Raw genomic sequence first — 25,899 nt, 5'->3', positions numbered from 1 at the left:
CTTTATTTCTTCAGTGCAGCAGCACCCTTGCGCGGACCCTTGCGGGTGCGGGCATTGGTGCGGGTACGCTGACCACGCATCGGCAGACCACGACGATGGCGGAAACCACGGTAGCAGCCAATGTCCATCAAGCGCTTGATGTTCATGGTGGTTTCGCGGCGCAGATCACCTTCAATGGTGAATTGCTCGATCTGCTCACGAATTTTTTCCAGGTCGCCGTCCGTCAGATCCTTGATCTTCTTGGAGTAAGCGATTCCGGTTGCTTCGCAAATCTTGCGAGCGCGAGTCCGACCAATGCCAAAAATGGCGGTCAGACCGATTTCCGCGTGCTTGTGGGGCGGAATGTTAATGCCAGCGATACGTGCCATATGCGTCCTCTAATACTTTCCAATCAACCCTGGCGCTGCTTGTGACGCAGTTCCGTGCAGATCACGCGCACCACACCTTTGCGGCGGATGATCTTGCAGTTGCGGCAGATTTTTTTGACCGAAGCCGAAACTCTCATTGCATTCTCCTAAAACTTTTGCATCCGTCCCGGCATCTTGCACGGAACACAATTTGTGCCCGCGACAAACATCGTGGGGCGCCAACTAAACCAAACCTTGCATTCAGGAAACCAACCGCAGAAAGCGCCTGGCCACCGTCACCCGTCAACCGCCCTGATTGCCTTTGAAATTGGCTTTCTTGAGCAGCGACTCATACTGTTGCGACATCATGTAGTTCTGGACCTGGGCCATGAAGTCCATGGTCACCACCACAATGATCAACAGCGAAGTTCCACCAAAGTAAAACGGTACGTTGTACTTCAGAATCAAGAACTCGGGCAGCAGGCAGACGAAGGTGATGTAAACCGCCCCCGCCAGTGTCAGTCGCACAAGAATCTTGTCGATATAGCGGGCCGTCTGCTCACCAGGACGAATCCCGGGAATGAACGCACCGCTCTTCTTCAGGTTGTCTGCCGTTTCACGGCTGTTGAAGACCAGCGCCGTGTAGAAGAAGCAGAAGAAGATGATCGCAGCAGCATAGAACATCACATACACCGGCTGACCAGGCGTCAGGGCAGAAGAGATGTCGCGCAACCAGCGCATCGACTCACCGGCACTGAACCAGTTCACCACGGTGGCTGGCAGCAGGATGATGGACGACGCGAAGATGGGAGGAATCACACCTGCCATGTTCAGCTTCAAGGGCAGGTGCGACGATTGTCCACCATACACCTTGTTCCCCACCTGCCGGCGCGCATAGTTCACCAGGATCTTGCGCTGACCACGTTCCACGAACACCACGAAGTAAGTCACCGCAGCGACCACCAGCACGATGAAGATAGCTGCCAGAATGCTCATCGCACCTGTGCGCACCAGCTCCAGCAGGCCACCGATGGAGCTTGGCAGACCGGCCGCGATACCTGCAAAGATCAGGATCGAGATACCGTTGCCAAGACCACGTTCCGTGATCTGCTCACCGAGCCACATCAGGAACATGGTGCCTGCCGTCAGGCTGACCATGGCCGTGATGCGAAAACCCATGCCAGGGCTCAGCACCAAGCCGGCCGAGCTCTCCAGCGCCACGGCAATGCCGAGCGACTGGAAAATGGCCAAGCCCAGCGTGCCGTAGCGCGTGTACTGGGTGATCTTCCTGCGGCCGGACTCGCCTTCCTTCTTGAGCTGTTCAAACGTCGGGACCACGTAGGTCATCAGTTGCATGATGATCGATGCCGAGATGTACGGCATGATCCCCAGTGCAAAGACGGTAAAGCGCGAGAGCGCTCCACCCGAGAACATGTTGAACAGGTTCAGGATGCCGCCTTGCTGGCCGCTGAATAACTGCTGAAGTTGGGCTGGGTCGATACCAGGCACCGGGATATGAGCCCCGATGCGGTAAACGATCAGCGCAAGCAACAGAAAAACCAGGCGACGACGCAGGTCGCCGAACTTGCCGGTTTTTGCAATTTGAGCCGCGCTAGTTGCCACAGGTGCCTTCTTTCAGAACCAAAATCAGGCCAGGCTGCCGCCAGCAGCTTCGATAGCCGCCTTGGCACCCGCTGTAGCGCCAACACCCGTCAGCTTGACAGCCTTGGTGAGCGTACCGGTCTTGATGACCTTGACCACCTTGGCCAGCTCGCCGATCAGGCCGGCTTGCTTCAAGGCAAGCACGTCCACTTCGGCCAGGCCCAGCTTTTCCAGGTCGGTCAGGTTGACTTCGGCATTGAACTGCAGCAGGTGCGACTTGAAGCCGCGCTTTGGCAGGCGACGTTGCAAAGGCATTTGACCGCCTTCGAAACCCACCTTGTGGTAGCCGCCTGCGCGGGACTTCTGACCCTTGTGACCACGGCCAGCGGTCTTGCCCAGACCGGAGCCGATACCGCGGCCTACACGGCGCTTGGCATGCTTGGCGCCGTCTGCGGGCTTGATGCTATTGAGTTCCATGATCTATCTCTCAGAGGACTTTGACCAGATAGCTGATCTTGTTAATCATGCCGCGCACTTCGGGCGAGTCCTGCAGTTCGCTGACGCTGTTCAGCTTGCGCAGACCCAGGCCACGGACGGTGGCGCGGTGCGATTCCTTGGTGCCGATAGGGCTGCGCACCAGTTGAATCTTGACGGTTTGTTGCGTAGTCATTTACAGCTTCCAATCAGGCGAAGATGTCTTCGACCGTTTTGCCGCGCTTGGCTGCCACTTGCGAAGGCGTCGTGGAGTTCACCAGTGCGTCAAAAGTAGCGCGGACCATGTTGTAGGGGTTGGACGAACCATGGCTCTTGGCCACGATGTCGGTCACGCCCAACACTTCGAAGACAGCGCGCATGGGGCCGCCAGCGATGATGCCGGTACCCTTGGGGGCCGGTGCCATCATCACATGTGCAGCGCCGTGGTGGCCAGTCACCTGGTGGAAGATCGTGCCGTGCTTCAGCGTGACCTTCACCATGTTGCGACGGGCTTCTTCCATCGCCTTTTGCACGGCAGCAGGCACTTCCTTGGACTTGCCCTTGCCCATGCCCACGCGGCCGTCACCGTCGCCGACCACAGTCAGTGCGGCGAAACCGAGGATACGGCCACCCTTCACGACTTTGGTGACGCGGTTGACCGCGATCATTTTTTCGCGCAGACCGTCGTCACGACCTTCGTCTTGCACTTTGGGTTGAAATTTAGCCATTTTGTATTCCGCTCCGCTTAGAACTGCAGGCCAGCTTCACGGGCTGCGTCGGCCAGAGCCTTGACGCGACCGTGGTAGGCAAAGCCTGAGCGATCAAATGCAACCTTCTCAACGCCAGCAGCCTTTGCCTTTTCAGCAATGCGCTTGCCGATGGCCGTGGCTGCAGCGGCATTGCCGCCCTTGCCCGAACCACCGAGTTCCTTGCGGACGTCGGCTTCTGCGGTGGAGGCGCTTGCCAACACCTTGCTGCCGTCGCCGGAAATGACGCTGGCATAAATATGGAGATTCGTGCGGTTCACGGTCAGACGGGCCACGCCTTGCTGTGCAATGCGGATACGGGTCTGGCGCGAACGACGAAGACGCTGCTCTTTCTTGGTCAACATGTTGCAGCTCCTTACTTCTTCTTGGTCTCTTTGATCGTGATCTTCTCGTCCGCATAGCGGATGCCCTTGCCCTTGTAGGGCTCGGGTGGACGAACAGCACGGATCTCAGCAGCAATTTGGCCAACGCGTTGGCGGTCGGCACCCTTCACAACCACTTCCGTGGGGGTGGGGGTGGCCACCGTGATGCCAGCGGGCATCTCGATGTTGACCGGGTGCGAATAACCGACAGCCAGGTTGAGCTTGGCGCCGGAGGCGGCGGCCTTGTAGCCCACGCCGATCAGGGTCAGCTTCTTCTCGAAACCCTTGCTCACGCCCACAACCATGTTGTTGACGAGTTGGCGGATCGTGCCGCTCATGGCATTGGCTTCGCGAGAATCGTTGACAGGCTCAAAGCTGAGCTTGCCGTCGTTGCTCGACACCTTCACCAGCACGTTTTGCGCCAGCGACAGAACACCACCAGTACCCTTGACAGAGATCTGGTCGGCTTTAACGGACACATCCACGCCAGCGGGGATGGTCACGGGCATTTTTCCTACTCGGGACATTTCAGTTTCTCCTCAATGTCGCGGGTTAGGCCACGTAGCAGAGCACTTCGCCACCGACACCGGTAGCGCGCGCCTTGCGATCGGTCATCACGCCCTTGGGGGTGGTGACAATTGCCACACCAAGACCGTTCTGGACTTGCGGGATGGAATCGTAGCCTTTGTAGACACGCAGGCCAGGGCGGCTGACGCGCTCGATGCGCTCAATCACCGGGCGACCTGCGTAGTACTTCAGGGCGATTTCGAGTTCGGACTTGCCGGATTCGGTCTTGACCTGGAATCCGTCGATATAACCCTCGTCCTTCAGCACCTGGGCGATGGCAATCTTCACTTTGGAAGAAGGCACCAGAACCGTGGCTTTGGCGACCATCTGTGCATTACGGATGCGGGTCAGCAAGTCAGCGATAGGATCACTCATGCTCATGTTGTAATTCTCCTGCCTGCTTACCAGCTGGCCTTGGTGACACCGGGGATGTCGCCTGCAAAAGCCAGTTCACGGATCTTGGCGCGGGCCAGACCGAATTGACGGAAGGTACCGCGCGGACGACCGGTGATTTCGCAACGGTTGCGCTGGCGCGTGGGGTTCGCATTGCGGGGAAGCTTCTGCAGGCCCAGGCGGGCTGCATCACGCTCTTCGTCGCTGCGCTTGGCGTCACCGGCAATCGCCTTCAGTTCCGCATACTTCGTTGCGTACTTGGCGGCCAGTTTTTCGCGCTTCAGTTCGCGCTGGATCAAAGCTACTTTAGCCATACCCTGCCTCAGTTCTTGAACGGGAAACGGAAACCAGCGAGAAGAGCCTTGGCTTCTTCGTCGGACGTGGCCGTCGTGGTGATGCTGATATTGAGACCACGCAAGGCGTCAACCTTGTCGTATTCAATTTCAGGGAAAATGATCTGTTCCTTGACGCCGATGTTGTAGTTGCCACGGCCGTCGAAAGCGCGACCGGAGATACCACGGAAGTCACGAACGCGGGGCAGAGCCACGGTCACGAAACGGTCCAGGAACTCATACATCTGCACGCCACGCAGCGTGACCATGCAACCGATGGCCTGGCCTTCGCGGATCTTGAAACCGGCGATAGCTTTCTTGGCCTTGGTGACCACGGGCTTTTGACCAGCGATCTTGGTCAGGTCCGCCACGGCGTTGTCCATCACCTTCTTGTCCGAGACTGCCTCGCTCACACCCATGTTGAGCGTGATCTTGGTCAGACGGGGAACCTGCATGGGCGAGGTGTAGCCGAACTGTTTGATCAGTTCGGGAGCGATCTTGTCGCGGTAGATTTCTTGGAGTCGTGCCATGTTTGCCCCTTAGGCCACCTTGATTTCAGCGCCGCTGGACTTGTACACGCGAATGCGTGCGCCGTCTGCCTGCACCTTGATGCCCACACGATCAGCCTTGCCGGTAGCCGCATTGAAGATGGCTACGTTGGACTGGTGAATAGGCATGGACTTTTCAACGATGCCGCCCGTCGTACCCTTCATGGGGTTCGGCTTGGCGTGCTTCTTGACGACGTTGATACCGTCGATCAGCACATAGGAATCGTCCTTGCGCGACGACACCGTGCCGCGCTTGCCCTTGTCGCGCCCTGTCAGCACGATGATTTCGTCGCCCTTGCGAATCTTGTTCATGGCGCGTCCTTAGAGAACTTCAGGAGCCAGGGACACGATCTTCATGAACTTTTCGTTACGCAGTTCACGCGTCACGGGTCCAAAGATGCGGGTGCCGATAGGCTCCAACTTTGCATTCAGCAACACTGCTGCGTTGCCGTCGAATTTGACGAGCGAGCCATCACCGCGGCGGATACCCTTTGCGGTGCGAACGACCACTGCGCTGTAAACCTCGCCTTTTTTGACGCGGCCACGCGGAGCGGCTTCTTTGATGCTCACTTTGATGATGTCGCCAACGCTTGCATAGCGACGCTTCGAGCCACCCAGCACCTTGATGCAAAGGACGGACTTGGCGCCGGTATTGTCGGCAACCTCTAACCGAGATTCTGTCTGGATCATTTCAATATTCCCAACTTGCACCAGAAGACCACGGCCCCAGAGAACTTCTCAAGGGCTGCAGATCAGCCAGTCAGTCTTGGGCCCGTCGTCCGCACCGCAAACCATTTGCAGCACTTCCCGCTGGGCAGAAACTTCACGTAGGAAACGCGAAGCCCTCGATTATTGCCAAAGCACAAGGCGAAGTCAAGTGCCTATCACACTGGCGCGTGCAAATATTGCTCGGCAAGTGACAAAAACGCATCCAGTTGTGGATCGGCGCCCAGCTCCTCCTGCAGGAGGGCCGCCACCGCAGGGGCGCTGGCGATGGCCTGGCGGGCGTCCAGGAACAGCATGCGCGAGCGGCGGGCCAGCACATCTTCGACCGTGCAGGCGTACTCGAAGCGTGCGGCAAAGCGCACCATGGCCTCGGTCAGGCCGCCACCCAGGTCCACCCCTGGACCCGGCAGCGCCTGCACGCACGAGGCCTCACCCCCGTAGGAATGCAAGCCCTGGGCGTCGCTGATGCGGTGGCGCACCGGCTCGGCGGGCGTGCCCACCAGGGGCAGGCGGTTGGTGACGCCAGCGGCCGTCTCCGGCAGCAGGCCTACGGTGAAGCATTTTTGCAACACGTCCTCGGCCATGGCGCGGTAGGTCGTCCATTTGCCACCGGTCACGGTCACCAGGCCGCTCTTGCTGGCCAGCACGGTGTGCTCGCGGCTGATCTTCTTGGTGTTGTCGCCGTCGTCGTCCTGCGGCTTGACCAGGGGGCGCAGGCCCACCCAGATGCTGCGGATGTCGGCCACCTTGGGGGCCCGGGTGAGGTAGCGGGCCGCCTCGTCGAGGATGAAGGCCACCTCTTCCTTGAAGGCCAGGGGCTCGCGCACCACGTCCTGGCGCGGGCTGTCGGTGGTGCCCAAAATGAGCTTGCCCAGCCACGGCACGGCAAAAAGCACCCGGCCGTCGGCCGTCTTGGGCACCATCAGGGCATGGTCGGAGGGCAGAAATTCGCGGTCCACCACGATGTGCACGCCCTGGCTGGGCGCCACGATGGGCTTGACAGGGCGGCCGATGGCGTCGCCATCCATCTGGCGCAGGGCATCCACCCAGACACCGGTGGCGTTGACCACGGCCTTGGCGCGCACGGTGAACTGGCGGCCGCTGGCGCTGTCTTCGCAGACGAAGCCGGCCACCTTGCCGTTGTCATGGACCAGCGAGGTCGCCGGGCAGTAATTGACCAGCAGCGCACCCTTGGCGGCCGCCGTGCGGGCCAGGGCCAGCGCCAGGCGGGCATCGTCGAACTGGCCGTCCCAGTACTTCACGCCGCCCTTGAGTCCGTCCTGGCGCGCGTTGGGCAGGCATTGCAGCGTCTTGGCGCGGCCCAGGAACTGGGTGGACCCCAGGCCCGCCTTGCCGGCCAGGGCGTCGTACATCATCAGGCCGATGCCGTAGAACGGTGTCTCCCACACCTTGTAGGACGGCATGACGAAGGCCAGGGGCTGGGCCAGGTGGGGGGCGTTGTTGAGCAGCGTCGTGCGCTCGTGCAGGGCCTCGCGCACCAGCGCGATGTTCCCCTGGGCCAGGTAGCGCACGCCTCCGTGCACCAGTTTGGTGGCACGCGAGGAGGTTCCCTTGGCAAAATCGTGCGAATCGACCAGCACCACGCTGAAGCCCCGGGCCGCCGCGTCCAGCGCCACACCGAGGCCCGTCGCCCCGCCCCCGATCACGGCCAAGTCGTACTGGTGCGGCGCGGCAAGGCGGTCAAGGAGGTCGGAGCGCCGCGTGGGCAGGGGAGCGAAAGCGTGGGTCATAGGTGCTGATTGTCCACAGGCACGGGGGCTGGGCTAGGGTAAACCCTGAATTCTTGACACCTGCGGGGCGGATTGGCCTGGTGGGCCTCCCGCGCCCGCGGGTGCGGAGGAGAAAAATGGCGTCCGGCTGTCCATGGATAGATGGACAGGGACCGGCCGCCAGGGGCCAGGGCGCTCAGCGCGCCTTGCCGTCCTTCCAAGCCTGCAGCAGCTTGTCGTAGGCAATGGTTTCGCCCTTCGGCTTCTCATTGGCCAGCTTGGCCCAAGGGGCCTGCTTGTCGCTCAGCCACTTGGCGGGTGAGCTCTTGGGGTTGAGCTTGGGCGCGCAGTGGGCCATGCCGGCGCGCTCCAGGCGGGCCATCACCTGGTCCATCTCGTCGGCCAGCGTGTCCATGGCGCCCTGGGGCGTCTTTTCACCCGTGACGGCCTGGGCCACGTTCTTCCACCACAACTGGGCCAGCTTGGGGTAGTCGGGCACGTTGGTGCCGGTGGGCGACCATGCGACGCGGGCCGGGCTGCGGTAGAACTCCACCAGGCCACCGAGCTTGGGGGCAGCGTCCGTCATGGCCTTGGACTGGATGTCGCTTTCGCGGATCGGCGTCAGGCCCACCAGGGTCTTCTTGAGCGAGGTGGTCTTGGCCGTCACGAACTGGGCGTAGAGCCAGGCAGCAGCGGTCTTGTTGGCGTCATGGCCCTTGAAGAAGGACCACGAGCCCACGTCCTGGTAGCCGTTCTGCATGCCCTGCTTCCAGTACGGGCCGTTCGGGCCGGGGGCCATGCGCCACTTGGGTGTGCCATCGGCATTCACCACGGGCAGGCCGGGCTTGACCATGTCGGCCGTGAAGGCGGTGTACCAGAAGATCTGCTGCGCGATCTGGCCCTGGGCCGGCACGGGGCCGGCTTCGCCGAAGGTCATGCCCGTGGCTTCCTTGGGCGCGTACTTCTTCATCCAGTCCACGTACTTGGTCAGCGCGTAGACGGCGGCGGGCGAATTGGTCGCGCCGCCGCGGGCCACCGAGGCGCCCACGGGCGTGCACTTGTCGTCGGCCACGCGGATGCCCCATTCGTCGATCGGCAGGCCATTGGGCGCGCCGATGTCGGCCGTGCCGGCCATGGACAGCCAGGCATCGGTGAAGCGCCAGCCCAGCGACGGGTCCTTCTTGCCGTAGTCCATGTGGCCATAGATGGCCTTGCCATCGATGGTCTTCACGTCGTTGGTGAAGAACTCGGCGATGTCCTCGTAGGCGCTCCAGTTGAGCGGCACGCCAAGGTCGTAGCCGTACTTGGCCTTGAACTTGTCCTTGATGTCCTTGCGGTCAAACAAGTCGGCGCGGAACCAGTAGAGGTTGGCGAACTGCTGGTCGGGCAACTGGTAGAGCTTGCCATCGGGCGCCGTGGTGAACTTGGTGCCGATGAAGTCCTTGAGATCCAGACCGGGGTTGGTCCACTCCTTGCCGTCGCCTGCCATGTAGTCGGTCAGGTTCATCATCTTGCCGTAGCGGTAGTGGGTACCGATCAGGTCCGAGTCCGAAATCCAGCCGTCATAGATCGACTTGCCCGACTGCATCGAGGTCTGCAGCTTCTCGACCACGTCGCCTTCCTGGATCAGGTCGTGCTTGACCTTGATGCCCGTGATCTCCTCGAAGGCCTTGGCCAGGGTCTTGGATTCGTATTCGTGGGTGGTGATGGTCTCGGAGACCACGGAGATCTCCTTGACCCCCTTGCCCTGGAGCTTCTTGGCAGCATCGATGAACCACTTCATCTCGGCCATCTGCTGGTCCTTGCTCAGCGTGGAAGGCTGGAACTCACTGTCGACCCACTTCTTGGCTTCGGCCTCGCCCGCCATGGCCGACTGCCCGGTCACGACTGCTACCGCCAGTGCCAGCGCTGTATACCGCGTCTTCATAGTGCCTGTCTCCTCATAGTCATCTCCCCATTGGATACACAAGGGTCGCCCGGCTCCGGGGAAGGTTTGAGCCGCGCGACGGGAACATTTCCAGGGCGTCGTCAGCCCTTGCGCATGATCAGCGCGAGCAACAGCATGGACAGCACGAAGCTGAACCAGATCGACGGGTCCTCGCCCAGCTCAAACCACTGCGCGAGCTTGCCGCTCACGCCCACGAAGATCAGGTTCACGTAGGCCGCCGACAGCAGCCCGATGAACAGGCGGTCGCCGCGCGTTGTTTCCAGGGGCAGAAAGCCCTTGCGCATCGTGGTGGGGGACTTGAACTCCCACACCGCCATGCCAGCCAGCATCAGCACGATGCACGTGAAGAACACCGCCACCGGCAGGGTCCAGGCCATCCACTCGAACATGGCAGCTCCTTCTTAAACGCGGCCCATCGCGAAACCCTTCGCGATGTAGTGCCGCACAAACCAGATCACGATGGCGCCCGGTACGATGGTGAGCACGCCGGCCGCGGCCAGTGTTGCCCAGTCCATGCCCGAGGCGCTCACGGTGCGCGTCATGGTGGCCACGATGGGCTTGGCGTTCACACTGGTCAGCGTGCGCGCCAGCAGCAGCTCCACCCAGCTGAACATGAAGCAGAAGAACGCTGCCACGCCCACGCCGGCCTTGATCAGAGGCAGGAAGATGGTCACGAAGAAGCGCGGGAAGCTGTAGCCGTCGATGTAGGCGGTCTCGTCGATCTCGCGCGGGATGCCGCTCATGAAGCCCTCCAGGATCCACACCGCCAGCGGCACGTTGAACAACAGGTGGGCCAGCGCGACGGCGATGTGTGTGTCCATCAGCCCCACCGTGGTGTACAGCTGAAAGAAGGGCAGCAGAAACACGGCAGGCGGCGTCATGCGGTTGGTCAGCAGCCAGAAGAACACATGCTTGTCGCCCATGAACTGGTAGCGCGAGAAGGCATAGGCTGCCGGCAGCGCCACGGTGAGCGAGATCACCGTGTTGATGCCCACGTAGATCAGGCTGTTGATGTAGCCCGAGTACCAGGATTCGTCGGTGAAAATGGTCCTGTAGTTGTCCCAGGTGAAGTGCTGGGGAAAGAACGAAAACGAGGACAGGATCTCCGCATTCGTCTTGAAGCTCATGTTGATCATCCAGTAGATGGGCAACACGGCGAAAATCAGATAGGCGATCAGGAACAGCGACCGCTTGTGGAAGCGTTTTTCATTCATGGCCGGCCCCCTCGTTGTTGGCGGTGCCTACGCGCTGCATCCAGTTGTAGAGGATGAAGCACAGAAGCAGGATGATGAAGAAGTAGATCAGCGAGAACGCCGCCGCCGGGCCCAGATCGAACTGGCCCACGGCCTTCGTCGTCAGGTACTGGCTCAGGAAGGTGGTGGCATTGCCCGGCCCGCCGCCCGTGAGCACGAAGGGCTCGGTGTAGATCATGAAACTGTCCATGAAGCGCAGCAGCACCGCGATCATCAGCACGCCGCGCATCTTAGGCAACTGGATGTAGCGGAACACCGCGAACTTGCTGGCCCCGTCGATGCGCGCCGCCTGGTAGTAGGCGTCGGGAATGGAGCGCAGCCCGGCGAAGGCCAGCAGCGCCACCAGCGGGGTCCAGTGCCACACGTCCATCAGCAGCACCGTGAGCCAGGCCTGCGTGGCATTGCCGGTGTAGCTGTACTCGATGCCGATCTCCTGCAGCATGCGGCCCATGAGCCCGATGTCGGCGCGGCCGTAGATCTGCCAGATGGTGCCCACCACGTTCCAGGGGATCAGCAGCGACAGGGCCACCACCACCAGCACGGCCGACGACTTCCAGCCCTGCGCGGGCATGGACAGCGCCAGCATGATGCCCAGCGGAATCTCCACCGCCAGCACCGCCAGCGAAAAGGTGATCTGGCGCCACAGCGCGGCGTGCAGCTCCTCGTCGCGCATCACGGCGGCAAACCATTCGGTGCCGACGAACACGCGCCGCTCGGGCGAGATGATGTCCTGCACCGAGTAGTTCACCACCGTCATCAGTGGCAGGATGGCCGAGAAGGCCACGCAGATGATGACCGGCAGGATCAGGAACCAGGCCTTCTGGTTCACCGGCTTGGTCGTGGTGCTCATGGGGTGACCTCCGCAGCCAGCAATTGTTCGTTCTGGTAGAAGCAGGTGTGCGTTCCCAGCACCTGCAGCCACGCCGTGTCACCGGTCGATGGCAAGCGGGTCTCCGGCGCAAAGCGTGCCTTGAGCGTGTGCTCGCCCACCCGGGCGGTGAGCATCAGGTAGGTGCCGATGTCTTGCACCTGCACCACGGTGCAAGGCAAGGCGCCCGGCTGTTCTGGCTCGGCCAGGGCCAGGTACTCCGGCCGTATGCCCACCTGCAGGGCGCCTTCGGGCAGCGTGCGGCCCACGGGCGCCGCCAGGCGGTTCCCGGCCACCGAGAGGCTTGCGCCATCGCGCTGCGCGGGCAGGAAGTTCATGCCCGGTGAGCCGATGAAGTGGCCCACGAACACGTGCGCGGGGCGCTCGAACAGCGCATCGGCCGAGCCCACCTGCACGGCACGGCCGCGCGTCATCACCACCACCTGGTCGGCAAAGGTCAGCGCCTCGACCTGGTCGTGCGTCACGTAGATCAGCGTGAGCTTGAGCTCGTGGTGGATCTGCTTGAGCTTGCGGCGCAGCTGCCACTTCAGGTGCGGGTCGATCACCGTGAGCGGCTCGTCGAACAGCACGGCCGCCACGTCCGAGCGCACCAGGCCGCGGCCCAGCGAGATCTTCTGCTTGGCGTCGGCCGCCAGGCCCGCCGCGCGCTGGTTGAGCTGGCCACTCATCTCCAGCATCTCGGCGATCACGCCCACGCGCTGCTTAATCTGGTCTTCGGGCACCTTGCGGTTGCGCAGCGGGAAGGCCAGGTTCTCGGCCACCGTCATGGTGTCGTAGATCACGGGGAACTGGAACACCTGCGCGATGTTGCGCTCCTGCGGGCTGGCGCGTGTCACATCGCGGCCGTCGAACAGCACCTTGCCATGCGAGGGCACGAGCAGGCCCGACATGATGTTGAGCATGGTCGTCTTGCCGCAGCCCGAGGGGCCGAGCAGCGCATACGCACCGCCGTCCTCGAACTCCATTTTCAGGGGCAGCAGCGCGTAGTCGCCGTCCTGCTGCGGGTTGGGTTTGTAGGAATGCGCCAGGTCCAGGCTGATACGTGCCATCTCAACGCCCTCCCAGGCGCGCAGGCGCCCACACCAGCGCGCCGTCGGCGCCGAACACATAGGCCTGCGCCGGGTCCAGGTGCAGCGCCAGGGGCGTGCCCAGTTCAAAGTAATGCACCCCGGTGAGCTGCGCCACCAGGTCGCCCCAGGGGGTGGAGGCATGCACGAAGGTGTCCGAGCCCGAGATCTCGGCCAACTCCACCGTGCCGTTCACGCCCACGTCGCCGGGGCGGGCGTGCACGCGCAGTGCGCTGGCGCGCACGCCCACGGTGACAGCGCCGGCCGCCGTACCCTCTGGCAGCGGGATGGACAGCGTGGCTCCGCCTTGCAATTGCACGCCTTGCGCTGCCACGGTGGCCGCGATCAGGTTCATCGGCGGGTCGCTGAAGGCACGCGCCACGCGCAGCGAATTGGGGGCATGGAACACCTCGGCCGTGGGGCCATACTGCAGAAGGCGGCCTTCGTCGAGTACGGCGGTGTAGCCGCCCAGCAGCAGGGCCTCGCCCGGCTCGGTGGTGGCATAGACCACCGTGGACTGGCCGGCGGCGAACAGCTGGGTCAGTTCCTCGCGCAGTTCCTCGCGCAGCTTGTAGTCCAGGTTCACCAGCGGCTCGTCGAGCAGCATCAGCGGCGCGCCCTTGGCCAGGGCCCGGGCCAGCGCCACGCGCTGCTGCTGCCCGCCCGAGAGCTCGGCCGGGTAGCGGTCCAGGAACATCTCGATGTGCAGGCGGGCGGCGATCTCGCGCACCCGGGTGTCGATGTTCTTTTCGCCGCGCAGCTTGAGCGGCGAGGCGATGTTGTCCGCCACCTTCATCGAGGGGTAGTTGATGAACTGCTGGTAGACCATGGCCACGTTGCGCTCGCGCACCGGCACGCCGGTCACGTCCGCACCGTCCACCCGCACGGCGCCGGCGGTGGGCGTGTCGAGCCCGGCCATGATGCGCATCAGGCTGGTCTTGCCGGCTTGCGTGGCGCCCAGCAGCACCGTCACGGCGCCGCTGTGCAGCGCCATGCTCATGCCATGGAGCCAAGTCTGCGCCCCCACCCTCTTGCTGATGCTGTCCAGTGCCAGCTGCATCACGCATGCCTTTCCATAGTGCCCCTCGAGGGGCCTGTTGTGCCAAACCGCAGACGCAAGCGCACAGCGGTCGTTTGTTTTCGATTGCGTTCATTCTTGTTCTTTTGTGATCGTTTCAAATCAAGGTTTACCCTTAACGGGTTCCTTTTTGTTCCATTTAAAGTACATCCACTACTGGCGTCCTTCTTGCTGATCCATTCGCGTGAATACCAACCCCCGACAACTCCTGCTCCTTGAAGAAGTGCGCGCGCGCAAATCCGCCAGCGTCGAACAGCTGGCCGAGACCCTGGGCGTGACCCTGCAGACGGTGCGCCGCGACGTGCAGCGCCTGGCGGAATCGGGCCTGCTCACGCGCTTTCACGGCGGGGTGCGAGTGCCCAGCTCCACCGTGGAGAACCTGGCCCACACGCAGCGCGAAACCCTGCATGCCGAGGGCAAGGCGCGCATTGCACGCGCCGTGGCCGAGCAGGTACCCAACGACTGCTCGCTGATCCTGAACATCGGCACCACCACCGAAGCCATCGCGAAGGCGCTGCTGCACCACCGCGGCCTGCGCGTGATCACCAACAACCTGAATGTGGCCGCCATCCTGAGCGGCAACCCCGAATGCGAGGTGATCGTGGCCGGCGGGGTGGTGCGCACGCGCGACCGCGGCATCGTGGGCGAGGCGGCGGTGGATTTCATCCGCCAGTTCCGCGTGGACATCGCGCTGATCGGCATCTCGGGCATCGAGCCCGACGGCTCGCTGCGCGACTTCGACTACCGCGAGGTGAAGGTGGCGCAGACCATCATTGCCCAGTCGCGCGAGGTCTGGCTGGCGGCCGACCACAGCAAGTTCAACCGCCCGGCCATGGTGCAACTGGCCACCCTGCAGCAGATCGACCGGCTGTTCACCGATGCGCCGCCGCCCGAGCCCTTCCCCATGCTGCTGCAGGATGCCGAGGTGCTCTGTACCGTCGCCGCCTGATCCCCGCACCATCCGGCAGTGCGCTGCCTGACTTATCCTTGCCCGCCATGACCTACCTGCTCGCACTTGACCAAGGCACTTCCAGCTCCCGCAGCATCGTCTTCGACGAGCAAGGCCACATCGTGGCCCAGGCCCAGCGCGAGCTGCCGCAGATCTACCCCCAGCCCGGCTGGGTGGAACACGACCCCCTGGAGATCTGGCGCACCCAGCTGGCCACGGCCCGCGAGGCGTTGGAGAAGGCGAACCTCCAGGCCAGCGCCATCCGCGCGGTGGGCATCACCAACCAGCGCGAGACGACCGTGCTGTGGAACCGCAAGACCGGCCTGCCGGTGCACCACGCCATCGTCTGGCAGGACCGCCGGGCCGAACCCGCCTGCGCCGCACTGCGCGAGCAAGGCAAGGCCGGGACCATCCAGGCCAAGACCGGCCTGCTGATCGATGCCTATTTTTCGGGCACCAAGCTGCAGTGGCTGCTGGACCATGTGCCGGGCGCACGCGCGCAGGCCGAGCGCGGCGAGCTGGCCTTCGGCACGGTGGACAGCTGGCTCATGTGGCAGCTCACGCATGGCGAGGTGCATGTGACCGATGTGAGCAATGCCTCGCGCACCATGCTGTTCAACGTGCACACCAACCAGTGGGACGATGAGCTGCTGGCGCTGCTGCGCATTCCCAAATCGCTGATGCCCAGCGTGCAGCCATCGAGCTCGCATTTCTGCGACGTGGCGCCCGACCTGCTGGGCCACGCCATCCGCGTGGGCGGTGTGGCAGGCGACCAGCAGAGCGCGCTGTTCGGCCAGGCCTGCTTTGGTGCGGGCATGGCCAAGAACACCTATGGCACGGGCTGCTTCATGCTGATGCACACGGGCACCACCTTCCAGACCTCGCAGAACGGCCTGCTCACCACCAGTGCGGCCCAGGCCGGCACGCAGACCGAGTTTGCGATGGAGGGCAGCGTCTTCGTGGGCGGCGCCGTGGTGCAGTGGCTGCGCGACGGCCTGCGCGCCATCTCCACGAGCGGCGAGGTCGAGTCGCTTGCCCAGAGCGTGCCCGACTCGGGCGGCGTGATGATGGTGCCGGCCTTCACCGGCCTGGGCGCCCCGTACTGGAAGCCCGATGCGCGCGGCACCATCACCGGCCTCACGCGCGGCTCCACCCTGGGCCATATCGCGCGCGCCGCACTGGAGAGCATCGCCTACCAGAGCGCCGCCCTGCTGCTGGCCATGAGCCGCGATGCCGTGGCGGCTGGCGGCGCCCCGGTGAGCGAGCTGCGCGTGGATGGGGGGGCCTGCATCAACGACCTGCTGATGCAGTTCCAGGCCGACCTGCTGGGCATACCCGTGGTGCGCCCGGCCGTGATCGAGACCACGGCCCTGGGCGCCGCCTATCTTGCAGGCCTGTCTAGCGGCGTGTACGGCAGCACGACCGAGCTCTCGCAGCTGTGGCGGGCCGAACGGCGCTTCGTGCCCACCCTGGGCAAGGCGCGCGCGCAGGAACTCATGGAGCGCTGGGAACTGGCCGTGCGCCAAGCCACCCTGGAATGAGGACCCCGGTGGTCGGCGGGGCGGCTACCATCATGCCCCTGCCGTTCCCTTGTCTTCGTTCTTCCGACTGCACACCATGAGCCAGACCACCGCCTCCCCCTCCCTCCCCGTGATCGCCTTCATCGGCGGCGGCAACATGGCCAGCGCCATCATCGGTGGCCTCATCCGCCAGGGGCACCCGGCCAGCCAGATCGAGGTGGTCGAGCCCTGGGCCGAGGCGCGGGACGCCTTGCTCAAGAACCATGGTCTGCAGGCACAGCCCGAGGCCGGGCCGGCCCTGCAGCGCGCCCGCATCGTGGTCTGGGCCGTCAAGCCCCAGACCTTCAAGGATGCCGCCGCCCAGACCCGCGCGCACACAGATGACGCCCTGCACCTGAGCGTGGCCGCCGGCATCCGCTCGGACAGCATCGCCCAGTGGCTTGGCAGCGAGCGCGTGGTGCGCACCATGCCCAACACCCCGGCCCTGGTGGGCAAGGGCATGAGCGCTCTGTATGCCCGCCCCGGTGTGTCACCAGCGGAGCGCGAGAGCGTGCAGGCCATCATGGCCACCACGGGAGAATACCTGTGGGTGGACACCGAAAAACAGCTCGACGCTGTGACGGCCCTGTCGGGCTCGGGCCCGGCCTATGTCTTTTACTTCCTGGAAACCATGGCGCGCGCGGGCACGGCCATGGGCCTCTCGGCAGAACAGGCCCACCAATTGGCAGTAGGCACCTTCGTGGGCGCCTCGGAACTGGCGGCCCGCTCAGACGAGTCACCGGCCGTGCTGCGCCAGCGCGTCACGTCCAAGGGCGGTACCACCTATGCGGCCCTGCAGTCCATGGAAAAGGATGGCGTGGGCGAGGCCTTCGAGCGCGCGATGAAAGCCGCCGAGCAGCGCGCCGACGAACTGGGCAACGAGTTCGGGGCCTGAGCCCTGGAGATTGCTATTCAGTTGGCCGCCATCTGCCGCAGCACATAGCTGCCGGCAATGCCGGCGAACACCGTGGCGCCGAGCCAGTGGTTGACGCGGAAGGCGATGAAGCAGCCTTCGCGGGTACGGTGGCGTATCAGCGTCCAGTGCCAGACACCCTGCGCCAGGGCTGCGGCCGTGGCCAGCCAGTACACCGGGCCCAGGCCATAGGGCGCCAGCGCCACGCCCCAGATGGCCAGGAACAGCAGGTAGAACAGCACGATGGCTGCCACATCGAAACGGCCCAGGGTGATGGCCGAGGTCTTGATGCCGATCTTCAGGTCGTCGTCGCGGTCGACCATGGCGTACTCGGTGTCATAGGCCAATACCCAGAACAGGTTTCCCAGCCACATCCACCAGGCCACGGCTGGCACCTGGCCCTGCACTGCGGCGAAAGCGATCACGATGCCAAAATTGAAGGCAATGCCCAGCACCGCCTGTGGCATGGAAATCACGCGCTTGGAAAACGGGTAGGCAATGGCCACCAGCACGGCGGGCACGGACCAGGCGATGGCCGCTGCATTGGTGGTCAGCACCAAGCCGAAGGACACCAGCGCGAGCACGGCGCCCAGGGTCAGCGCCTCCTTGACGGAAATGGCCCCGGTGGTCACGGGCCGCGCCGCCGTGCGCTTGACATGGCGGTCGAAGTCACGGTCGGCCACATCGTTCACGCAGCAGCCGGCGCTGCGCATGAGAAAGGTGCCCAGCACGAACACCGCCAGCAGGTGCCAGCCCGGAAAACCATCCGAGGCAATCCACAGCGCGCTCAAGGTGGGCCACAGGCAAACCAGCCAGCCGGCGGGCCGGTTCCAACGGATCAGGTCAAGGTAGAGGGACAGGCGGCTGCGCGAAGGGGCTGACATGGCGAAGAAGGCGGCAAATACGGGCAATGTTGCCCGTCGGGCGGGCGGCACCGGGAATGTAGCAGCCGCGAGGACCCCACTCGCCGCGCTTGCGATGCAGGAAATGTCCTACACCGGGAATTTGTACAAACCCGTTACATTGTCCGGTTGCCCCTCACCCGGAACCCGCTTCGCATGCCCCGATCACCGAGTACCCAGGCCGCCCAGCGTTTTGCCATTCCCCGCAGCCTGATGGCGGGGTTCATCGTGGCGGCCCTGGCCACGCTGGTCATTGCCTTCGTCAACTACCGTGCGTCCGAGGTCCGGGCCGAAGCCGTGGCGGCGATGGACCGCACCTCGCAGGGCATGCGCCAGCTGTCGCTGGTGCACTCGGCGATGAAGGACCTGGAAACCGGCCAGCGCGGCTACCTGCTCACAGGCGATGCCTCGTACCTGCAGCCCTACCTGCTGGCACAGAACGTCCTGGACCGCCAGATCGCAGCCCTCAAGACCAGTACGGGCAGCAACCCGGGCCAGTTGCGACTCGTGGTCCAGATCGAAGACCTGACCAAACAAAAGCGCAGCGAACTCGCCGAAACCGTGGAGCTGCGCAAGACCGGCAACGTGGACGGGGCCATGGCCTTGGTGCGCACGGATGCAGGCAAGAACATCATGGACCGCATCCGGGACCTGGCCTCCGACCTGGCGGGCCTGCAGACCCAGGAACTGGAGGACCGCCGCCGCAATTGGGAAGAAGCGGCCGCCCTTTCGGCCTACTATTCCTGGGGCGGGTCCCTGGTGTTGCTGGTGCTGATCTGCATCTCGGCAGCCCTTACGGCGCGCGAGCACCGCCTCAAGGCGCGCCAGAACTGGGTGGTCACGGGCCTGAGCGGCCTGGCACAACAGTTGCAGGGCGACCGCCGCGTCGAAGAGATCGGCGAACTGGCGCTCGAATACCTGGCCACCTACCTCAACGCCAAGGTGGGCGCGGCCTACGCTGTTGACGAGCAGGGTGGTTTCACCCTGTTCGGCGGCTACGCCCTGCCGCGCGAGCGACTGGCGCAGAAACTGATCGATGGCGAAGGCCTGGTGGGCCAGTGCGCGCGCTCGCGCGAGCTGCTGCACGTGCGCGACGTGCCGGCCAACCACCTGACCGTGTCCTCCAGCACGGGCGCGTCGGCGCCGGCCGAGTTGCTGGTGGCACCCGCCATGGAGAACGGCGAGGTGTTTGCCGTGATCGAACTCGGCTTCTACCGCGCGGTGGACGAATTCGAGCACCGCCTGTTCAAGCAGGCCTCCGAGATGCTGGCCGTGGCCATCCGCTCGGGCCAGGACCGCAGCCGGCTCGAAGCCCTGCTCGAAGAGACCCAGCGCCAGTCCGAAGAGCTGCAGGCCCAGCAGGAGGAACTGCGCGTCAACAACGAAGAGCTGGAGCAGCAAAGCCGCATCCTGCAGGAGTCGCAGGCGCAGATGGAGCTGCAGCAGACCGAACTGGAGCAGACCAATGCACAGCTGGAAGAACAGACCCAGCAGCTCGAGAACCAGCGCGAGGAGCTGCTGGCCGCCCAGTCGGACCTGACCGAGAAGGCGCGCGAGATCGAGCAGACCAGCCAGTACAAGAGCGAGTTCCTGGCCAACATGAGCCACGAACTGCGCACCCCGCTCAACTCCACCCTGATCCTGGCCAAGCTGCTCGCCGACAACAAGGCCGGCAACCTGACGGGCGAGCAGGTCAAGTACGCGCAGACCATCTCCTCGGCCGGCAACGACCTGCTGGCGCTGATCAACGACATCCTGGACCTGTCCAAGATCGAGGCCGGCCAGGCCACCATCGACATCGAGACCGTGGACATCGCGCGCGCCATGCAGGCCCTGGTCGACCCGCTGCGCCCCATCGCCGAGGAGAAGGGGTTGAGTCTGGCGCTCACCATCGATGCCAACGTACCGGCCACCATGGACACCGACGCCCTGCGCCTGGGCCAGGTGCTCAAGAACCTGCTGTCCAACGCCGTCAAGTTCACCGAGCAGGGCAGCGTGGCGCTGCATGTCTCGCACCAACCAGGCGACCTGCTGGCCTTTGCCGTGCGCGACACCGGCATCGGCATTCCCGAGCACCAGCAGGAGCTGGTCTTCGAGGCCTTCCGCCAGGCCGATGGCAGCACCCACCGCAAGTATGGCGGCACCGGCCTGGGCCTGTCGATCTCGCGCGATCTGGCCCAACTGCTGGGCGGCAGCATCGCCATCCACAGCACGCCGGGCCAGGGCAGCGAGTTCACCCTGACCGTGCCGCGCCATGCCGTGCAGTCCGACGAGCCATCCACCGGCCGTGCCTTCCAGGCCCCCCAGAGCGCCGCCAGCGCGCCGCCAGCCTCCAGGCCTGCCCGGCCGGCGCCGACAGCCCCCGCCATCCTGCCCGTGGCAGCGCGCCCCAAGGGCGAGCGCAACATCCTCGTGATCGAGGACGACGTGCGCTTTGCCAACATCCTGAACGACCTGGCGCAGGAGATGGATTTCCACTGCATCCTGGCCCACACGGCCACGGAGGGCCTGGCTGCCGCCACCCTGCACCAGCCCAGCGCCATCGTGCTGGACGTGAACCTGCCCGACTTCTCGGGTCTCGGGGTGCTCGACCAGCTCAAGCGCAACCCGGCCACCCGGCACATCCCCGTGCACGTGGTGTCGGTGGCCGACTACTCGCAGGAGGCCATGGGCCGCGGTGCCGTTGGCTACGCGCTCAAGCCCGTCAAGCGCGAAGAACTGGTACACGCCCTGCAGCGCCTGGAAGCCAAGTTCACCCAGGGCATGCGCCGCGTGCTGGTGGTGGAAGACGACGCGCGCCAGCGCGAGAGCGTGCGCGCCCTGCTGGCCAGCGACGGCGTGGACATCGTGTGCGTGGAAAACGCCACGGCGGCCCTGGACTATCTGCGCAGCAGCACCTTCGACTGCATGGTGATGGATGTGAACCTGCCCGACCTGAGCGGGTACGAGCTGCTCCAGGCCATGTCCGAGCAGGAAGACGTCTCCTTTCCGCCAGTCATCGTCTACACCGGCCGCGCCCTGACGCGCGACGAGGAACAGCAGCTGCGCCGCTTCTCCAAGTCAATCATCATCAAGGACGCACGCTCGCCCGAGCGCCTGCTCGACGAGGTGACCCTGTTCCTGCATCAGGTGGAATCCGAACTTTCGGTGGAGCGCCGGCAGATGCTGCAGGTAGCGCGCAGCCGCGACGCGGCCTTCGAGGGCCGCACGGTGCTGGTGGTGGAGGACGACGTGCGCAACGTGTTCGCGCTCTCCAGCATCCTGGAGCCCACGGGCATCTCGGTGCAGATCGCGCGCAACGGCCGCGAGGCGCTCGAGTTCCTGGAGCGCTCGGGCGGCACCGGGCCCGCCGTCGACCTGGTGCTGATGGACATCATGATGCCGGAGATGGATGGCTACACCGCCATGCGCGAGATCCGCAAGCAGCCCGCCTGGCGCAGGCTGCCCATCATCGCCCTCACGGCCAAGGCCATGAAGGACGACCAGGACAAATGCCTGGCCGCCGGCGCCAACGACTACATCGCCAAGCCACTGGACGTGGAGAAGCTGCTGTCGCTGGTACGGGTGTGGATGCCCAAGTGAGCGCCCAACCCAAGACGGCCAGGATTGCCGACATCGAGCAGCGCCTGCTGCTGGACGCGATCTACTACCGCTACCACTACGACTTTCGCGGCTACGCGCAGGCCTCGCTCAAGCGGCGCCTGCAGGCCGCGATCTCGCGCTTTGGCTGCCAGACGCTGTCGCAGCTGCAGGACAAGGTGCTGCACGACGCGACCGTGTTCCCGGCGCTGCTCGAATACCTCACGGTGCAGGTCAGCGAGATGTTCCGCGACCCGCGCTACTTCAAGTCGCTGCGCGAGCAGGTGATCCCCATCCTGCGCACCTACCCCTCGCTCAAGGTCTGGGTGGCCGGCTGCAGCAACGGCGAGGAGGTGTACTCGCTGGCCATCCTGCTGCACGAGGAAGGCCTGCTCGAACGCACCATCATCTACGCCACCGACATCAACCAGCAGGCCCTGCAGGCCGCCGAGGCCGGCGTGTTCGACCTGGCGCGCGTGGCCGCTTTCACCGAGAACCATGCACGCTCGGGCGGCAAGACCTCGCTGTCGGACTACTACTCGGCCGGCTACGGCCGGGTGGTGTTCGACCGTGCGCTGCGCAAGCAGGTGGTGTTCTCCGACCACAGCCTGGCCACGGACACGGTGTTTGCCGAGGTGCACCTGGTGTCCTGCCGCAACGTGCTGATCTATTTCGAGCGCGAGCTGCAGAACCGGGCGCTGGGCCTGTTCAAGGAGGCGCTGTGCCGCCGGGGCTTCCTGGGCCTGGGGTCCAAGGAGTCGATGCGCTTCACCGAGCAGGCCCCGGCCTTCGACGACTTCGTGCTCGAAGACCGTATCTACCGCAAGAAGGTGGGCATATGACTACCGCAGCCCCGGTGTACCCGCACGGGCCGCGCGCATTCGATGCCATCGTGATCGGTGGCTCGGCGGGCGCCATCGATGCCATCTCCACCATCCTGCCATCGCTTCAGGCGCAGACCTGCGTGGCGGTGCTGGTCACGCTGCACCTGCCGCGCGAGGCACCCAGCCTGCTGCCCGAGATCTTTCGCCCGCGCTGTGCGCTGCGCACGGCCGAGGCGCAGGACAAGGAGCCCATCGAGGCCGGCAGCGTGTACTTTGCCCCACCCGACTACCACCTGCTGGTGGATGCCGGTCCGCAGCTGGCGCTGTCGGTCGATGCGCCCGTGCACTTCTCGCGCCCGTCCATCGACGTGCTGTTCGAATCGGCGGCGGACATTTATGGAGGGCGTTTGATTGGTATGCTCCTGTCCGGCGCCAACCACGATGGCGCCCGTGGCATGGCCGCCATCGGCGCTGCAGGGGGGCTCTGCATCGTGCAGTCCCCCGCAAGCGCCGCCATGTCCGCCATGCCCCAGTCCGCGCTGGACCTGATGACGCCGCACCACATCCTCCCCCCTTCGGACATTGCATCCCTGCTGACCGAACTGCAAATGCGGAGAATCCTGTGAGCCCCACCCTTCTGCACCCACCGCCACCGCCCGCCGAGCGCATCAAGTGCCTGGTGGTGGACGACGTGCCCGAAAACCTCGTGGCCGTGGAAGCCCTGCTGCACAGCGACAGCATCGAGGTGCTCAAGGCCCAGTCGGGCCCCGAGGCACTGGAGCTGCTGCTGTTGCACGGTGACGTGGCGCTGGCCCTGCTGGACGTGCAGATGCCAGAGATGAACGGGTTCGAGCTGGCCGAGTTGATCCGCGGCAGCGAGCGCACCCGCCATATCCCCCTGATCTTCATGACCGCCGGTTCGCGCGACCCGAACTGGCAGTTCCGTGGCTACGAAACGGGGGCCGTGGACTTTCTGTACAAGCCCATCGATCCGCAGATGCTGGCGTCCAAGGCGGGAGTGTTCTTCGAGCTGTTCCGCCAAAAGCGCAGCCTGGCACGCGAACTGCGCGAGCGCACCGAGGCCCTGCGCATCAACGAAATGTTCATGGCGGTGCTCAGCCATGACCTTCGCACGCCGCTGATGGCCATCGGCGCGGCGGCCACGGCGCTGCAACGCCAGCCGCTGGCGGCGGACAGGGCGCAGGCACTGGCCGGCCGCGTGCTCAGCAGCAGCCAGCGCATGGCACGCATGATCGAGGATCTGCTGGACGTGACGCGCATCCGCCAGGGCACCGGCCTGGCGATGCGCATGGCCCCCGTGGACCTGCATGCCGTGCTGCAGCGCTCGCTGCAGGAGATACGCACCAGCTTTCCCAACCATGTGATCAGCACCAGCGACCAGGGGAATCTGGCCGGCATGGGGGACGAGGAGCGCCTGTGCCAGTTGGCCATCAACCTCATCGGCAATGCGGTGCACCACGGCGATCCCGCAGTGGCGATCCATGTGGCACTCGATGGCACCGACACGGACACTGTCGCCTTGACGGTGACCAACGGCGGCACCATTCCGCCGGCCCTGCTTCCGCAGTTGTTCAGCCCGTTCCGGGGGCGTGACCAGGAACCGGGGCGCCACCAGGGCCTGGGGCTGGGCCTGTTCATCGTGCAGCAGATCGTGCGCTCGCATGGCGGCCGGATCGATGTGCAGTCCGAAGACGGCACCACGCGCTTCCATGTGGTTCTGCCGCGCTGCGGCGCTGCGGCTGCGGGCTGATCGCACGACTACCCGCGCCGGCAGCTCAGGAAATCAGAGGCTGGGGATTTTTTGGCCGTGTCCGCAGGGCGTGTCAAAACACTTCGGCTCTAGGCGCAAAGCACAGCCATAGCCGGGGCTATGGCGAGCATTTGCAACGACGAGCCGGGGTGTTTTGGCGTGCAAGGCGGGCATGGACGAGAGATTCTCAGCCTCTCAGAGCCCGGCGGGCGTCTTTTCGAGGGTGGACTGCACCTGCACCAGCAACGCCTCCAGGTCTTCCAGTTCGAAAGGCTTCATCAGCGTGCGCACATGGGGGCCCCAGCCCGATGGATGCGCGCCCAGGTCATAGCCGGTGCACAGCACCACCCAGCGCTGCGGGTCCACCGCCAGCACCTGCCGAGCCAGGTCCGTGCCCGACAGCCCGGGCAGGCTCACGTCGGTCACCAGCAGGTCAAAGCTGCCGGCCTTTTCGAGTTCCAGCGCCTCTTCAGCCGTTGTACAGGTCGTGATTGCGCGCCCCTCACCCTCCATCAGCATGCCGATGGTTTCGCGCAGTTCGGGGTTGTCCTCTACATAAAGGATTCGCATAGGGCGTCGTGTTCTCGAAGGCTGGCCGTGGTTGAAAGAAGCAAATGCCAGCGGCGATCATTCAGCAAAGCGCCGATTCCGCTTGTAGGACGAGCACCCATCGTGCAGCGCGGCCCTGCGGGGAAAGGCCTGGCCGGACGAAAAAACGGGGCCCCGTGGCCCCGCTGGCGTGGCTGGCCAGGGCTTATTCTTCGAGCAGCGAGCGCAGCATCCACGCGGTCTGCTCGTGCACCGTGAGGCGCTGGGTCAGCAGATCGGCCGTGGGCTCGTCGCTGGCTTTGTCGGCCAGGGGGAACAGGCTGCGCGCCGTACGGGCCACGGCCTCATGGCCTTCGACCAGCACGCGCACCATGTCCAGCGCCTTGGGCGGCTTGCTCGGCGCATCGGCGACGGTGGCCAGCTTGCCGAAGTCGGCATACGAGCCGGGAGCGATGTGGCCCAGCGAGCGGATGCGCTCAGCAATCGGGTCCACCGCGTTCCACAGCTCGGTGTACTGGGCCATGAACATGGTGTGCAGCGTGTTGAACATGGGCCCCGTCACGTTCCAGTGGAAGTTGTGCGTGGTCAGGTACAGCGTGTAGGTGTCGGCCAGCAGGCGCGACAGGCCCTGGGCGATGGCAGCGCGGTCTTTTTCGCTGATGCCGATGTTGATGGTGGGGGCGGTGGACTTGGCGGCTTTGGCCATGGGAGCTCCTTCGTTGGGATGGTGGTCGATCAATCGATGGAAATACGCCGCACCGGTGGACCGG

At 64.5% G+C, this 25,899-nt stretch carries 30 protein-coding genes; 7 read left to right on the top strand and 23 right to left on the bottom strand.

Going from position 1 to position 25,899, the window contains the following annotated elements; all coding sequences use genetic code 11:
* Positions 1-2 precede the first annotated feature (2 nt).
* The 20 genes from rpsM to ACSQ9E_RS31465 form a co-directional block, all read right to left on the bottom strand.
* Complete coding sequence (rpsM, locus tag ACSQ9E_RS31560) at positions 3-368, bottom strand: 30S ribosomal protein S13 (protein WP_008906516.1); 366 nt, start codon at positions 366-368, stop codon at positions 3-5.
* A 23-nt stretch (positions 369-391) separates the two neighbouring features.
* Entirely contained in the window at positions 392-505 is a 114-nt protein-coding gene (rpmJ, locus tag ACSQ9E_RS31555; RefSeq protein ID WP_057203968.1) for a 50S ribosomal protein L36, read from the bottom strand.
* Positions 506-650: 145 nt separating this feature from the next.
* Positions 651-1,970, bottom strand: coding sequence for a preprotein translocase subunit SecY (gene secY, locus ACSQ9E_RS31550; RefSeq protein ID WP_057203967.1), 1,320 nt, complete (start codon positions 1,968-1,970; stop codon positions 651-653).
* A gap of 24 nt (positions 1,971-1,994) precedes the next feature.
* Complete coding sequence (rplO, locus tag ACSQ9E_RS31545; RefSeq protein WP_057203966.1) at positions 1,995-2,426, bottom strand: 50S ribosomal protein L15; 432 nt, start codon at positions 2,424-2,426, stop codon at positions 1,995-1,997.
* Positions 2,427-2,436: 10 nt separating this feature from the next.
* Positions 2,437-2,619 (bottom strand): 50S ribosomal protein L30, encoded by a 183-nt coding sequence (gene rpmD, locus ACSQ9E_RS31540; protein WP_007861725.1) that lies wholly within the window; start codon positions 2,617-2,619, stop codon positions 2,437-2,439.
* 13 nt (positions 2,620-2,632) lie between these two features.
* Positions 2,633-3,151, bottom strand: a complete 519-nt coding sequence (gene rpsE / locus ACSQ9E_RS31535) for a 30S ribosomal protein S5 (protein ID WP_057203965.1) — start codon at positions 3,149-3,151, stop codon at positions 2,633-2,635.
* Between the two features lie 17 nt (positions 3,152-3,168).
* Positions 3,169-3,534, bottom strand: a complete 366-nt coding sequence (gene rplR / locus ACSQ9E_RS31530) for a 50S ribosomal protein L18 (protein WP_007861721.1) — start codon at positions 3,532-3,534, stop codon at positions 3,169-3,171.
* An 11-nt stretch (positions 3,535-3,545) separates the two neighbouring features.
* On the bottom strand, positions 3,546-4,079 hold the full coding sequence (gene rplF / locus ACSQ9E_RS31525) for a 50S ribosomal protein L6 (protein WP_057203964.1): 534 nt from the start codon (positions 4,077-4,079) through the stop codon (positions 3,546-3,548).
* 25 nt (positions 4,080-4,104) lie between these two features.
* The gene (rpsH, locus tag ACSQ9E_RS31520) at positions 4,105-4,500 is read right to left on the bottom strand and encodes a 30S ribosomal protein S8 (protein WP_057203963.1); all 396 of its coding nucleotides are present in this window, start codon (positions 4,498-4,500) and stop codon (positions 4,105-4,107) included.
* A gap of 20 nt (positions 4,501-4,520) precedes the next feature.
* The gene (gene rpsN / locus ACSQ9E_RS31515) at positions 4,521-4,826 is read right to left on the bottom strand and encodes a 30S ribosomal protein S14 (RefSeq protein WP_007861712.1); all 306 of its coding nucleotides are present in this window, start codon (positions 4,824-4,826) and stop codon (positions 4,521-4,523) included.
* Positions 4,827-4,834: 8 nt separating this feature from the next.
* Positions 4,835-5,374, bottom strand: a complete 540-nt coding sequence (gene rplE, locus ACSQ9E_RS31510; protein WP_057203962.1) for a 50S ribosomal protein L5 — start codon at positions 5,372-5,374, stop codon at positions 4,835-4,837.
* Positions 5,375-5,383: 9 nt separating this feature from the next.
* Positions 5,384-5,704 carry a 50S ribosomal protein L24 gene (rplX, locus tag ACSQ9E_RS31505; RefSeq protein ID WP_057203961.1) on the bottom strand — a complete coding sequence of 107 codons (321 nt, stop codon included), beginning with the start codon at positions 5,702-5,704 and terminating at the stop codon, positions 5,384-5,386.
* Between the two features lie 9 nt (positions 5,705-5,713).
* On the bottom strand, positions 5,714-6,082 hold the full coding sequence (gene rplN, locus ACSQ9E_RS31500; protein WP_057203960.1) for a 50S ribosomal protein L14: 369 nt from the start codon (positions 6,080-6,082) through the stop codon (positions 5,714-5,716).
* Positions 6,083-6,276: 194 nt separating this feature from the next.
* A complete protein-coding gene (locus tag ACSQ9E_RS31495; protein WP_436220069.1) occupies positions 6,277-7,869 on the bottom strand; it encodes an FAD-dependent oxidoreductase in 1,593 nt (530 codons plus the stop codon).
* Between the two features lie 175 nt (positions 7,870-8,044).
* On the bottom strand, positions 8,045-9,775 hold the full coding sequence (locus ACSQ9E_RS31490; protein WP_436220068.1) for an ABC transporter substrate-binding protein: 1,731 nt from the start codon (positions 9,773-9,775) through the stop codon (positions 8,045-8,047).
* A 101-nt stretch (positions 9,776-9,876) separates the two neighbouring features.
* A complete protein-coding gene (locus ACSQ9E_RS31485) occupies positions 9,877-10,185 on the bottom strand; it encodes a DUF2160 domain-containing protein (protein ID WP_428003269.1) in 309 nt (102 codons plus the stop codon).
* Between the two features lie 12 nt (positions 10,186-10,197).
* The gene (locus tag ACSQ9E_RS31480; RefSeq protein ID WP_057268556.1) at positions 10,198-11,010 is read right to left on the bottom strand and encodes a carbohydrate ABC transporter permease; all 813 of its coding nucleotides are present in this window, start codon (positions 11,008-11,010) and stop codon (positions 10,198-10,200) included.
* Complete coding sequence (locus ACSQ9E_RS31475; protein ID WP_436179984.1) at positions 11,003-11,899, bottom strand: carbohydrate ABC transporter permease; 897 nt, start codon at positions 11,897-11,899, stop codon at positions 11,003-11,005. The genes ACSQ9E_RS31480 and ACSQ9E_RS31475 overlap by 8 nt, the downstream gene beginning before the upstream one ends.
* Positions 11,896-12,987, bottom strand: a complete 1,092-nt coding sequence (locus ACSQ9E_RS31470) for an ABC transporter ATP-binding protein (protein WP_436179985.1) — start codon at positions 12,985-12,987, stop codon at positions 11,896-11,898. The genes ACSQ9E_RS31475 and ACSQ9E_RS31470 overlap by 4 nt, the downstream gene beginning before the upstream one ends.
* A 1-nt stretch (position 12,988) precedes the next feature.
* Positions 12,989-14,065: an ABC transporter ATP-binding protein gene (locus ACSQ9E_RS31465; RefSeq protein WP_436220067.1), complete on the bottom strand. Its 1,077-nt coding sequence runs from the start codon at positions 14,063-14,065 to the stop codon at positions 12,989-12,991.
* Between the two features lie 202 nt (positions 14,066-14,267).
* Between ACSQ9E_RS31465 and ACSQ9E_RS31460 the strand changes: the two genes are divergently transcribed.
* From ACSQ9E_RS31460 to proC, 3 genes are all read left to right on the top strand, one after another.
* Entirely contained in the window at positions 14,268-15,032 is a 765-nt protein-coding gene (locus ACSQ9E_RS31460) for a DeoR/GlpR family DNA-binding transcription regulator (RefSeq protein WP_436220066.1), read from the top strand.
* A gap of 47 nt (positions 15,033-15,079) precedes the next feature.
* Entirely contained in the window at positions 15,080-16,573 is a 1,494-nt protein-coding gene (gene glpK, locus ACSQ9E_RS31455; protein WP_436220065.1) for a glycerol kinase GlpK, read from the top strand.
* A gap of 76 nt (positions 16,574-16,649) precedes the next feature.
* Positions 16,650-17,486 carry a pyrroline-5-carboxylate reductase gene (proC, locus tag ACSQ9E_RS31450; RefSeq protein WP_436220064.1) on the top strand — a complete coding sequence of 279 codons (837 nt, stop codon included), beginning with the start codon at positions 16,650-16,652 and terminating at the stop codon, positions 17,484-17,486.
* Between the two features lie 17 nt (positions 17,487-17,503).
* Here the strand turns inward: proC and ubiA are convergent, their stop codons facing one another.
* Positions 17,504-18,388: a 4-hydroxybenzoate octaprenyltransferase gene (gene ubiA, locus ACSQ9E_RS31445; RefSeq protein ID WP_436220063.1), complete on the bottom strand. Its 885-nt coding sequence runs from the start codon at positions 18,386-18,388 to the stop codon at positions 17,504-17,506.
* Positions 18,389-18,562: 174 nt separating this feature from the next.
* Here ubiA and ACSQ9E_RS31440 point away from each other — a divergent pair, with 174 nt between their 5' ends.
* From ACSQ9E_RS31440 to ACSQ9E_RS31425, 4 genes are read left to right on the top strand one after another with little or no spacing between them, the layout of a single operon-like run.
* On the top strand, positions 18,563-21,988 hold the full coding sequence (locus tag ACSQ9E_RS31440) for a response regulator (RefSeq protein ID WP_436179990.1): 3,426 nt from the start codon (positions 18,563-18,565) through the stop codon (positions 21,986-21,988).
* Positions 21,985-22,827, top strand: coding sequence for a CheR family methyltransferase (locus tag ACSQ9E_RS31435; protein WP_436179991.1), 843 nt, complete (start codon positions 21,985-21,987; stop codon positions 22,825-22,827). The genes ACSQ9E_RS31440 and ACSQ9E_RS31435 overlap by 4 nt, the downstream gene beginning before the upstream one ends.
* Positions 22,824-23,435: a chemotaxis protein CheB gene (locus tag ACSQ9E_RS31430; RefSeq protein WP_436220062.1), complete on the top strand. Its 612-nt coding sequence runs from the start codon at positions 22,824-22,826 to the stop codon at positions 23,433-23,435. The genes ACSQ9E_RS31435 and ACSQ9E_RS31430 overlap by 4 nt, the downstream gene beginning before the upstream one ends.
* On the top strand, positions 23,432-24,580 hold the full coding sequence (locus ACSQ9E_RS31425; RefSeq protein ID WP_057268549.1) for a hybrid sensor histidine kinase/response regulator: 1,149 nt from the start codon (positions 23,432-23,434) through the stop codon (positions 24,578-24,580). Before ACSQ9E_RS31430 ends, ACSQ9E_RS31425 begins: the two co-directional genes overlap by 4 nt.
* Before the next feature lie 195 nt (positions 24,581-24,775).
* On the opposite strand, the gene ACSQ9E_RS31420 is transcribed toward ACSQ9E_RS31425, so the two are convergent.
* Both ACSQ9E_RS31420 and ACSQ9E_RS31415 read right to left on the bottom strand, forming a co-directional pair.
* A complete protein-coding gene (locus ACSQ9E_RS31420; RefSeq protein WP_057268548.1) occupies positions 24,776-25,150 on the bottom strand; it encodes a response regulator in 375 nt (124 codons plus the stop codon).
* 184 nt (positions 25,151-25,334) lie between these two features.
* Complete coding sequence (locus tag ACSQ9E_RS31415) at positions 25,335-25,835, bottom strand: Dps family protein (protein ID WP_057268547.1); 501 nt, start codon at positions 25,833-25,835, stop codon at positions 25,335-25,337.
* Positions 25,836-25,899: the final 64 nt, after the last annotated feature.

The sequence above is a fragment of the Acidovorax sp. LjRoot118 genome (genome assembly GCF_964253575.1).
Classification (GTDB): domain Bacteria; phylum Pseudomonadota; class Gammaproteobacteria; order Burkholderiales; family Burkholderiaceae_C; genus Acidovorax.
The sequence above is the reverse complement of the archived record's forward strand: the minus strand, read 5'-3'. Positions and strand labels throughout refer to the sequence as shown.